This window comes from Ideonella sp. (assembly GCF_036277275.1).
Taxonomy (GTDB): Bacteria; Pseudomonadota; Gammaproteobacteria; order Burkholderiales; family Burkholderiaceae_C; genus Ideonella.
This window is the reverse complement of record NZ_DASUNH010000132.1, coordinates 1-10,002: the sequence shown is the minus strand read 5'-3', so window position 1 is coordinate 10,002 and position 10,002 is coordinate 1. Positions and strand designations below refer to the sequence as shown.

Annotated in this window: 12 protein-coding genes; 4 read left to right on the top strand and 8 right to left on the bottom strand. The window is 68.0% G+C overall.

Annotated features, from left to right (window positions below; all coding sequences use genetic code 11):
* From VFY73_RS22560 to VFY73_RS22540, 5 genes are all read right to left on the bottom strand, one after another.
* Positions 1-121: DUF2277 domain-containing protein (locus VFY73_RS22560; protein WP_329723017.1), on the bottom strand; the 121-nt coding region annotated here is incomplete at its 3' end.
* A gap of 143 nt (positions 122-264) precedes the next feature.
* Complete coding sequence (locus VFY73_RS22555; protein WP_329723015.1) at positions 265-978, bottom strand: hypothetical protein; 714 nt, start codon at positions 976-978, stop codon at positions 265-267.
* On the bottom strand, positions 975-1,928 hold the full coding sequence (locus tag VFY73_RS22550) for a mammalian cell entry protein (protein ID WP_329723013.1): 954 nt from the start codon (positions 1,926-1,928) through the stop codon (positions 975-977). The genes VFY73_RS22555 and VFY73_RS22550 overlap by 4 nt, the downstream gene beginning before the upstream one ends.
* Before the next feature lie 6 nt (positions 1,929-1,934).
* Positions 1,935-2,738, bottom strand: coding sequence for an ABC transporter permease (locus VFY73_RS22545; protein ID WP_329723011.1), 804 nt, complete (start codon positions 2,736-2,738; stop codon positions 1,935-1,937).
* 20 nt (positions 2,739-2,758) lie between these two features.
* Positions 2,759-3,472 (bottom strand): GntR family transcriptional regulator, encoded by a 714-nt coding sequence (locus tag VFY73_RS22540; protein ID WP_329723009.1) that lies wholly within the window; start codon positions 3,470-3,472, stop codon positions 2,759-2,761.
* Positions 3,473-3,578: 106 nt separating this feature from the next.
* On the opposite strand from VFY73_RS22540, the gene VFY73_RS22535 reads away from it, so the two are divergent.
* Positions 3,579-4,628, top strand: a complete 1,050-nt coding sequence (locus VFY73_RS22535) for an aromatic ring-hydroxylating dioxygenase subunit alpha (RefSeq protein WP_329723007.1) — start codon at positions 3,579-3,581, stop codon at positions 4,626-4,628.
* Positions 4,625-5,590 carry a PDR/VanB family oxidoreductase gene (locus VFY73_RS22530; RefSeq protein ID WP_329723005.1) on the top strand — a complete coding sequence of 322 codons (966 nt, stop codon included), beginning with the start codon at positions 4,625-4,627 and terminating at the stop codon, positions 5,588-5,590. The genes VFY73_RS22535 and VFY73_RS22530 overlap by 4 nt, the downstream gene beginning before the upstream one ends.
* Before the next feature lie 194 nt (positions 5,591-5,784).
* Here the strand turns inward: VFY73_RS22530 and VFY73_RS22525 are convergent, their stop codons facing one another.
* From VFY73_RS22525 to VFY73_RS22515, 3 genes are read right to left on the bottom strand one after another with little or no spacing between them, the layout of a single operon-like run.
* Positions 5,785-6,792 (bottom strand): DUF1839 family protein, encoded by a 1,008-nt coding sequence (locus VFY73_RS22525; protein ID WP_329723003.1) that lies wholly within the window; start codon positions 6,790-6,792, stop codon positions 5,785-5,787.
* A gap of 4 nt (positions 6,793-6,796) precedes the next feature.
* Positions 6,797-7,714, bottom strand: a complete 918-nt coding sequence (locus tag VFY73_RS22520) for an amino acid--[acyl-carrier-protein] ligase (protein WP_329723001.1) — start codon at positions 7,712-7,714, stop codon at positions 6,797-6,799.
* Positions 7,715-7,718: 4 nt separating this feature from the next.
* Complete coding sequence (locus VFY73_RS22515; RefSeq protein ID WP_329722999.1) at positions 7,719-8,894, bottom strand: acyl-CoA dehydrogenase family protein; 1,176 nt, start codon at positions 8,892-8,894, stop codon at positions 7,719-7,721.
* Between the two features lie 110 nt (positions 8,895-9,004).
* Between VFY73_RS22515 and VFY73_RS22510 the strand changes: the two genes are divergently transcribed.
* Positions 9,005-9,664: a hypothetical protein gene (locus VFY73_RS22510; RefSeq protein ID WP_329722997.1), complete on the top strand. Its 660-nt coding sequence runs from the start codon at positions 9,005-9,007 to the stop codon at positions 9,662-9,664.
* Between the two features lie 158 nt (positions 9,665-9,822).
* Positions 9,823-10,002, top strand: a 180-nt coding sequence (locus VFY73_RS22505) for a hypothetical protein (RefSeq protein ID WP_329722995.1), incomplete at its 3' end; no start/stop codon positions are given.

Here is a 10,002-nt window from a genome sequence, read left to right as displayed (position 1 = left end):
TGGCCTTCGACGGCACGTTGAACCCGCTCAGCTTGCGCACGAACTGCAGCGAGGCGTCGCGGATCTCCAGCTCGGTGGCCGGCGGGTCGAAGTTGAACAGGGTCTTGATGTTGCGGCACATGGCGGGGCGGGGCTGAGACGCTGGGCTGAGGTCACAGCTTAATCCGATGCCGGCCCGGGCAAAGGGAGCGAGATCAGGAGCCGTGCGAACGCTGCTCGATCTGCTCGATGGGCCGCCACCTCGGCACGAGGGGGGGCAGCGGGTCACGGCACCGGCTTGACCGTCGGGCCCAGCACGAAATCGATGCGCCGGCGCAGTCGGGCGGCCTCGGCCATGTCGCCCGACTTTTCGGCCCGCTCTCGCTGCACCGACAGCCAGGCCAGCAAGGGCCGGCGCCAGCCTTGCTCGGATGCGGTGTCGACGGCCAGCTGGACGGTCGCCGGACTCGCGCGGCCGGCCTGGAACAGCAGCGCCGCGGCGACCAGGCGGGACAGCGGATCGGCTTGGGCCTTCAGCGCGGCGAGGGCGGTTTCGGGGTTGGCACTGGCGCTTGCCACGGCGCGCTGCGCTTGCGGCAGCAGTGCCAGGTCTTGCGCTGTTGCGCGGCCGGCGAGGTGGGCTGCGTAGGCGCGCTCGGGAGGCGCCGCGTCGGCTTGCAGCGCTTCATACCCGGCGCACGGCTCGAACACCAGGCTCGCGGCATGGGCGGCACAACGCATCAGTTCGGCCCGTGCCATCAGCGCGAGCTGGCCGGTGCGGGCGATTTCGCTGCGCGCCCGTTCGAACTGGCGCACCTCGCCAGCGGTGTCGCCTTTCAGGTAGGCGGCCTGGGCGTCTTGCAGCGCCTGCAGCGCGTCGGCCTGCCAGTCGGGAGGCGTCGGGCCGCTCGCGCAGCCGGCCACGACGCAGCCGACCGCCCAAAGCACGGCTACGCGACCTGCGAGGAACTTCTGCAGCGTGGCCCCAAGGCGCTTCATGGCAGCTTCAGCTCCTTGTTCTCGCCAGCGAATGGCCACTTGCGGTTCAGTTCGTCGACCAGGCGCTGCACCTTGCGCAGGCTCGACTCGACCTCGGCGCGCAGCGTGCCCAGGTCGGTGGTCGCCACGCGCGCATTGGCGGCCACGCCTTCGGCTTCCTTCAGCACCGCGTCGAGCTGCTGCAGCGATTGACGTGCGTCGCGCAGCAGGCCGTCGAGCTGGCGGATGGCGGCGCGAGCGTCGGTCGATACACCCTGCGGGCCGAACAGCTGGCTGTCGGCGTGCTCGACCAAGCCATCCAGCCGGGCCAGCAGCGCGTTGATGCGGTCCAGCGTCTTGCCGACGCGCGCGGCTTCGTCATCGCTGCCCATCAGCACGCCGAGCGCGCCCTTGGGGCCTTTCAAGCGCTCGGTGACATCCTTCAGGTTGGCCAGCGTGGCGCCGAGCGACGACTCTTCGGTCGTCATCCGGTTCAGGTTCTGCAGCAGCTCGCTCGCCGAGGTGACCACACGCTGCAGCTCGGCCGCGGTGTCGCCGATCAGCACCTGGCGTTCGGCCCCGTCGGGCAGCAGCGGGTCGGACGGCACGCCGGTGTAGGCGCGCAGGCTGGTGCCGCCGATCACGCTGCGCATGAGCGTGAACACGCTGCTCTTACGCAGCCAGTGCGCGTCCTCGACCGGCACGTCGACGAGGATGCGCGCGTTGCCGTCGGCGCCCAACTCCACGCGCCGCACGCGGCCGATCGGAAAGCCGGAGAAGCTCAGGTCCATGCCGACGCGAACACCCTCGGCATCTTCTGCGATGAGCACCAGCCGCTGCGTGGCCTCGAACAGCCCGCGCGCGTACATCACGTACACCGCGGCGCCGGCCACCAGCGTGACCAGCAGCAGCAGCAGCAGCCGGGCCTTGAACTCCACGTTGCGCACCGGAGGCGGAGGTGACTCGTTCACAGCTTCTCAGTAGTAGTTGCCGACCAGAGAGACCGCCTCGATCAGCAGGATCAGCAGGAACATGCGCACCAGGCCTTGCAGCTCGGTGCTCGTCCCCACGCGCGGATGCGGCCGATCGTAGAGCACCGAGGCGATCGGGATCAGCGCAACGGCGAGCGCGAAGAAGACGATCTTCAGCACGAAGATCAGCGCGACAGCGGGGCTGAACACATGGCCAACGGTGCGGGTGTAGGCCGCGAAGCCGGTGGTGTTGAAGCCGTAGACCGACAGGTAGGCCAGCACCAGCGTCAGTCCGCAGCTCACCGCAGCCAACAGGCTCACGGCGAAGACGCCCGCCGCGACGCGGGGCAGCACCTCGTGCCGAATTGGGTCTTGCCCCTGCTCGACCAGGTGGGCCCAGCGGCCATCCGCCCGTTGCGCGGCCACGTCGGCGGCCTGCGGCAACGTGCAGCGCAGCGCGGCGAACAGCGCCGCGGTCAGCGGGATCAACTCGAGCACCAGCACCCGCACGACCATCTCGATCGCGTACTGCGACAGGCCGTAGCTGAGCGAGGTGACCAGCACGATGCGGATCACGATCAGGCTGAGCAGCGCCGACAGCACGCTGAACCAGGCCAGCGCCGGCGCACTGCCGAAGTAGACGTGGCGCGCGAGGGCTGCCCGTTGAGGTGCGTCGTAGCTGGCCGGCGACAACGCCAGCACGATCAGCGTGGTGCCGAGGTGGACGATGCGCCACCAGCCGTGCAGCCAGCGCCAGGCGGCGCGGCGCAGTTCCGCCATCGCACCGGGCTCGTATGCCGTCAATGCCATGGTCGGATCATAGGTGCCCGTCAGGGCTCAGCAGCAGCCATGCTGGGCGTGAGCCCGAACAGCGAGCCATAGCGCAGGCCGATATAGGCATGCTCGCGCATCAGCATCTCGACCCGTGCCGACTCGCGCCGCTGCAGCGCCTCGAACACCAGCTGATGCTGTGCCTGGGCGAAGCGCAGCTTCTCGTACTCGCGGTCCAGTGCCTGCCTGTCGATCGCGATCGAGTCGGCCGACGCGAACGGCAGGTGGTTGTTGCGGGCGATCGCATCGGCGATCACCAGGCTGCCTGTCGCTTCGACAATGGTGCGGTGGAAGCGGTGGTTCAGCTCGCCCCAGGCACCGATGTCGTCTTCGGTCAGGTGGCCTTTGGCGAGCAGCCGGGCGCCGTCGTCGATGCAAGTGCGCAGCGTGGCCTGCACCTCGGCCGGCATGCTGCGCTCGGCCAGGCGTCGCGCCGCCAACCCTTCGAGCGCGCCCCGCACCTCGACAGCGCACTGCACGTCTTCCTCCGAGAACGCGCGCACGACGAAGCCGCGTTTGCCGGTGACTTGCAGCAGGCCTTCTTGCTGCAGGCTGCGAAACGCCAGCCGCACGGGTGTGCGCGACACGCCCAGCGCGGTGGCGACCGGGATTTCGGCCAACCGCGTGCCGGCCGGGTAGTGGCCGCCCATGATCAGCTGGCGCAGCGTGGCGACGACGCTGCCGCTGTCGGGCCGAGGCTTGGTCGGAGGCATGACGAGGTGATTGGCTATGCTGGATCCAATACGGCAGATATTCTGGCATTGAATGGCTTATGGTGCCGATAATTGGATCCAATATAGAAACTCCCGGAGCCGAACGATGTTCCCGAAGAACGCCTGGTACGTGGCCTGTATGCCGGACGAGATCGACAGCAGGCCGCTGGGGCGCAAGGTCTGCGGCGAGTCGATGGTGTTCTACCGCGGGCCCGAGGGGGAGGTGGCGGCGCTGGAGGACTTCTGCCCCCACCGTGGTGCGCCGCTGTCGCTGGGCCGGGTGGTCGACGGCAAGCTGGTCTGCGGCTACCACGGGCTGGAGATGGGCTGCGACGGCAAGACGATCGCGATGCCAGGCCAGCGGGTGCGGGGCTTTCCGGCGATCCGCAGCTTCCCGGTGGTCGAGCGCCATGGTTTCGTCTGGGTCTGGCCCGGTGACGCGACGCAGGCCGACCCGGCCAAGATCCACCACCTCGAATGGGCCGACAACCCGGAGTGGGCCTACGGCGGCGGGCTGTACCACATCGCCTGCGACTACCGGCTGATGGTCGACAACCTGATGGACCTGACACACGAGACCTACGTACACGCCACCAGCATCGGCCAGAAGGAGATCGATGAGGCGCCGGTCACGACACGAACCGAAGGCGACGAGGTGATCACCAGCCGCTTCATGAACAACATCCAGGCACCGCCGTTCTGGCGCATGGCGCTGCGCGGCAATCAACTGCCCGACGATCAACCGGTGGACCGCTGGCAGATTTGCCGTTTCTCACCGCCGAGCCACGTGATGATCGAAGTCGGCGTGGCGCTGGCGGGCCAAGGCGGCCATGAGGCCGACTCGAAAGTGAAGGCGTCGAGCATCGTGGTCGACTTCATCACGCCGGAAACCGAGACCTCGATCTGGTATTTCTGGGGCATGGCGCGCCGCTTCAAGCCCGAAGACCATGCGTTGACGGCGAGCATCCGCGAGGGCCAGGGCAAGATCTTCAGCGAGGACCTGGAGATGCTCGAGCGCCAGCAGAAGAACCTGCTGGCCTGGCCCGGGCGCCAACTGCTCAAGCTCAACATCGACGCCGGCGGCGTGCAGGCGCGCAAGGTGATCGATCGATTGGTCGCGGCCGAGCAAGGGGCGCCGATGGAGGCGCCCGAATGAGCATGGCCACCGGCCTCGATGTGCGTGTCGCCGCCAAGGCGACCGAGGCACTGGACATTTGCAGCTTCGAACTGGTGGCGGTCGACGGCAAGCCGTTGCCGGCCTTCTCGGCCGGCTCCCATGTGGACGTGACGATCGGTGGCCTGACCCGCCAGTACTCGCTATGCAACGACCCCGCGGAAACCCACCGCTACCTGATCGCGGTGCTGCGCGATCCCGCCACACGCGGTGGCTCGGCGGGCCTGCACGAGCGGGTCCAGGTGGGCGACGTGATCCGCATCAGCGCACCGAAGAACCACTTTGCGCTGGCCCACGACGCGGGTGGCCACCTGCTGCTGGCCGGCGGCATCGGCGTCACGCCGATCCTGTGCATGGCTGAGCGCCTGGCGGTGATGGCCGCGCCGTTCGAGATGCACTACTGCGCCCGTTCGCGTGAGCGGATGGCGTTTCACGACCGCATCGCCAGCTCGCGGTTCGCATCGCATGTGCAGTTCCACTTCGACGCCGGCCCGGCGGCGCAGAAGTTCGACATCGCGGGCCGGCTGGCCGAGCCAATGCCGGGCGTGCACGTGTATGTCTGTGGCCCCAAGGGCTTCATGGAGGCGGTGCTGTCGACCGCACGCGCGCAGGGCTGGCCCGAGGCGCAATTGCACTACGAGTTCTTCTCGGCCGATGTGGCGCCCTCAGCCAGTGACGACAGCTTCGAGGTTCAGCTCGCGAGCTCGGGGCGCATCGTCGTCGTGCCCAAGGACAAGACGGTGGTGCAGGCGTTGGCCGCGGCGGGCGTCGAGGTGCAGACCTCGTGCGAGCAAGGCGTGTGCGGCACCTGCATCACGCGTGTGCTGAGTGGCACACCCGACCACAAGGATCTGTACTTCACACCCGAGGAGCACGCCGCGAACGACCAGTTCACGCCTTGCTGCTCCCGCTCGAAGTCGTCGAGGTTGGTGTTGGATCTTTGAGCGAAGGGATAGCGTGCGACGGTTGTGACTGGGCCGCAGGCCCGGGGCGCGATCGGCGTCCCCGGCTCGCGGAGATGCGGGTTGCGCTGGCAGCGGTCTCTCGATCGGCGCCGTGTTTTCTTGCTGCGGTTGGGGCGACCGCCAATGAAGGGCCGCCGCTCGCACCCCGAGCCTCCGGCCTGCAAACCGGAAGGTTAGCCCGCCGCCAGCGTCTCGCCCAACGCAGCCATGCCTTCGTCCCAAGCCTCGACCATGCCGCCAAACAGCGCGCTCAGGTCAGCAGGCTTCGATGACGACACGACCCGCGCACCCTTCAAGATGAAGGTCTTCGCACCGGCCGAAAGACGGTCGAACGCGTCGATGGCACGTTGCTGTGCCGGGCTGGGTGCATCGCTTATCCAGGCCAACCAGCGTGCCGTCAGCTCGGCCGCGGCGCCGACCTGGCGCGTGCCGGCAAAGGCCCAGGCGTGGTAGTGGTCCAGGCCACGCTCACGCATCAGCGGCAGGTCGCGCTCAAACGTATCGGCAAAGCGCTGCACCGGGTTCGTCGACGGGCGGCGGGCGAACTGCTCGCGCAGATCGGCCCACGCTGCTTCGCGCAGTTCGGCCAGTGGCCGCACGACGCGGCGATCTGAACGCACCACCTCGGCAAACAGTGGCAGGTAGGCCGGGTCTTCCGGCTTGTTCAGCCGGAAGGTTTCGACGAAGTCTTCGCCTTCCAGGGCGAAGCAGCCGGCGTTGTGGAAGTAGACCAGGCGCTGCGCATCGAGGTCGATGTCGGCCAGCACGATGGTCGTCTTCGTGTGCTTGTTGCGGTAGTCGGTGCCGGCGGTGTCGGGCAGCCACCAGGCATCGGCCTCGACGCTGATCAGCTTGCCGGCGCTCAGGTGCTCGATGGCGTGGTCGGCCAGCGGGCGCCAGATCGTCAGCTCCTGCACGTCGATGCCGTACAGGCGCCGCAGCTGGTCATGCGAGGGCTTGAAGAAGGTCCACTGGTCGCCCTCGAAGTCGATCGGCAGCGTGTGGCCCAGCATCGCATGCGGGTCGCAGCCCATCGCATGGATCAGCTCGATCCACAGGTCGATGTAGCAGTTCTTCTCAGGCCACTGCGCCGATTCACCGTGCAGCGCGTGGCGCTGGTAGCTCGCGGGGTCGAGGCCGGGCAGGGCGGTGGCCTGCCGGCGAACATCACTCAATGCCATCGCTTCAGGGCCAGAGTTGTGCGCGCACTTCCGTCGGCCACTTGGCGGGATCCAGGCCGTGCGTCTTCAGCAGCGCCAGCGTGCAGCGCTCAAGGCCGAAGCCGAGACACGCGGTGTGGGCCGTCGCGCCGTCCTTCTGGCGGATGCCGTACTTGCCGGTGAAATGTTCCTGGTGCCAGTTGAACGAGCAGATCGCGGTCGGCTTCTCGAGCGAGATGACCGGCACCATGATTTCGAACTTGAGCTTCTGCTCGCGCTGGCTGGTGGCCATCATCTTGCCGACACGGCCGAAGAACGGATCGTTCGCCACGTCGCTCGCCGCTGGCAGGCCCAGGCCCTGCAGCAGCGTGAGCGCGCGGTCGCGCCAGCCATCGCGCCAGGCCTCGACCGCGTCGGGTGCGCCGACGCGGATGAACTCGCGCATGCGGAAGGATTGCAGCCGGGTCGGCTCGTCCGACGGCTCGTGCCGGTAGCACCAGTTCTTCACGGTGACCAGGCGCCCGCCTTCGGGCAGCAGGCCGCTGAACACCGGGTAGACGGGGTAGCAGGCGGCAGGCAACAGCATCACCTCGGTGATGTCGAGCATGTCTTCCCAACGTTCGCCCGCCTTGACCTTCTCGGAGATCTCGCGTGCCTGCAGGTCGCTGCCGAAAAAGCTGTGGATGCTGCCGGCCAACTGCGGGAAGTTGTCGAGGTAACCCAGCTTTTCGATCATCGCCCGCGCGACGATCGGCGGGAAGGTCAGGTGCTCGGCACCGTCGCCTTCGGCGTTGCGCATCACCAGTGCGTCGAAGCGGTCGAGGATGTCCTCGAACACGGCGCCGCGGCCATAGCCACCTTTTACCGTGGTCGGGATGATCAGGCCGGCTTCGACCAGCTCGGCGTGGAAGAGGGCGGGGTCGTAGTTCTTGTCGGTCGTCATGGTGTCACTCGTCCTTGAACACGAGCAGCAGCGCGGCGCTCTTGGCGGCGATGCGGTCGTTGGAAATCATCAGCGACGCGGACAGCGCGTCGCGGTAGGCGCGGCCCATCGCGAACGGGCTGTCGTTCTTGTAGCCGAGGATGCCGACGATCTGCAGCGCGCCGTGGACGATGCGCGGAGCGGCGTCGGAGCAGGCCGTCTTCAGGCTGTTCATCTTCAACGCCCAGCCGATCGAGGTGAGGTCCTTCTCGTCGGTGCCGGCGGCGGCGATTGCGTCGAATTCGTCGGCCAGGCCCTGCCAGTGGTGGCGCATGGTCTGCACCTGTACCGTCAGATCGGCCAGTGCCACGGCGGTGGGCGGTGTGGTGCCGGGGTTCTTGCGGGCCACGCCTCGCACGTAGGTGGCGGCCTTGTTGTGCGCGCCGGCGGCGATGCCGCTCCACAGCGATGACCACAGGATGTGCGAGTACGGCACCATCGACTCGGCCGAGATGTCGCCAAAGGGCACGGGCAGGACCTGCTCGATCGGCGCGCTGGATTCCAGCTTGAAGCCTGGGCTGCAGGTGCCGCGCATGCCCATCGTGTCCCACGAGGTGGTCTGCTCGAGCTTGTAGTCGCCTTCGCGCAGCAGCACCAGCACCTGGTCGCTCGCGCCGGCTTCTGCGTTGCGGCGTGCGGTCACGACGATGACGTCGGCGTGTGCGCAGTAGGAGCCGGTGGTCGCGTCCTTCACCAGCGTGAAGCGCTCACCTTCCGTCTGCACGGCGCAAATGCTGGAGCGGGTGTCGCCGAAGGTGCCGACCTCGGAGGTCATCGACGCCATCAGCCACTGCTGGTCGACCATGTCGCGCAGGAAACGCTCGAAGAACGCGACGCCGCCATGGTGGCGCACCACGCAACACAGCTGGGTGTAGTGCATCCCGAGCACCATCGCGCTGGAGGCACAGTGTTGCGCCAGTGCACTCACCAGCATGCCCAGCTCGCGCATCGTCAGGCCGCTGCCGCCCAGCTCTTTCGGCACCAGGGCCGAGAAGGCCTTGGCTTCGCGCAGGGCCTCTACTGATTCGGCGGGGAAGCGGGCCCTGCTGTCGACGTCATCGGCGTGCTTGGCTGCCACCTCCTGCGCGATGCGACGCACGGCGTCGTATAAGGTGGCATAGCTGGGCGCGGTCTGGCTCATGGTGTTGTTCTGAGGGGGCAAGAAGAGGAGAGGCGGCGGCCGTGAAGACGGGCGCCGCGAGGATGCTGTCCTGCAACAAAGTGTCGCATAGCCCGGTCACAATTCACGCCGTGAATACCCCCCAAGAACGACGGATGGTGCTGGTCTTTTTGCACGGTTTGACGATGGACCCGGCGGTGTTACGGCCGATGGTCGACGCGCTGGCGCTGCCGATCCCGACGATCGTGCCGGCCGGCCCGGTGCGCCACGAAGATGGCACGCACTCGTGGTGGGCTGTCGATCCGGCCCACCGCGCCGCGCGGCTGGCGGCTGGCCCGAGCGACCTGTTCGACCGCCACCCGAAGGAGCGGCCCGCCGCCCGAGCGGTGCTGGCGAAGACACTGGCGGATGCGCGTGCCGCGCATCCGGGCTGCCGCTTCGTGCTGGTCGGCTACTCGCAAGGCGGCATGCTGCTGATGGACCACCTGTTGACGCAGGGCGAGCCGGACGTGGCCGGCATTGGGCTGTTGTCGTCGACCTGCATCGCGCTGGACGAATGGATGCCGCATGTCGCGCGGCTGAACGGCCTGCCGGCACTGGTGACACACGGCCGCAGCGACGGTGACCTCGGCTTCAGTGCCGGCGAGCGCCTGCGCGACCTGCTGCAGGGTGCCGGCGCCCAGGTGCAATGGCTGCCGTTCGACGGTGGCCACGAGATGCCGCTGGTCGTGTGGCGCGCGCTGCGCCGCTTCGTGCTGTCGCTCCAGGCGGCTGCGCCAGCCGGCGGTTGACTCCCCAAAAGCTTGGGGGATCGGCGCCTCGCGGCGTGAACTATGCCCGTATCCGGGCGTAGGCCGGGGCTTGCGCCGGTATCATTTGCGACCCTCATCGCGCTGTCTTGCGCCGCATCGCCCGGGTTGCTTCCCGGGCCCCCACACCCTTCGACCCCGTGCTCAACGCCGCCGACATCGTTGATCAGCTGACGCCTGCGCTGCACGCGCCGGCCGCCGGCGTGCGTGTGGGCATCGACACGGTCAGCGTGCCGGCGATCGCCGAGTCGCTGGCCCATTTCGGTGAGCGTTTCATCCGGCGCTACTTCAGTGCCCAGGAGGCCGTCGATGCCCGCGCC

Excerpts from the sequence above, each read along its gene's own strand:
- VFY73_RS22535 (WP_329723007.1), top strand. The coding sequence starts at position 3,579 with ATGTTCCCGAAGAACGCCTGGTACGTGGCCTGTATGCCGGACGAGATC.
- VFY73_RS22515 (WP_329722999.1), bottom strand. The coding sequence starts at position 8,894 with ATGAGCCAGACCGCGCCCAGCTATGCCACCTTATACGACGCCGTGCGT.
- VFY73_RS22545 (WP_329723011.1), bottom strand. The coding sequence starts at position 2,738 with ATGGCATTGACGGCATACGAGCCCGGTGCGATGGCGGAACTGCGCCGC.
- VFY73_RS22555 (WP_329723015.1), bottom strand. The coding sequence starts at position 978 with ATGAAGCGCCTTGGGGCCACGCTGCAGAAGTTCCTCGCAGGTCGCGTA.
- VFY73_RS22540 (WP_329723009.1), bottom strand. The coding sequence starts at position 3,472 with ATGCCTCCGACCAAGCCTCGGCCCGACAGCGGCAGCGTCGTCGCCACG.
- VFY73_RS22530 (WP_329723005.1), top strand. The coding sequence starts at position 4,625 with ATGAGCATGGCCACCGGCCTCGATGTGCGTGTCGCCGCCAAGGCGACC.
- VFY73_RS22520 (WP_329723001.1), bottom strand. The coding sequence starts at position 7,714 with ATGACGACCGACAAGAACTACGACCCCGCCCTCTTCCACGCCGAGCTG.
- VFY73_RS22525 (WP_329723003.1), bottom strand. The coding sequence starts at position 6,792 with ATGGCATTGAGTGATGTTCGCCGGCAGGCCACCGCCCTGCCCGGCCTC.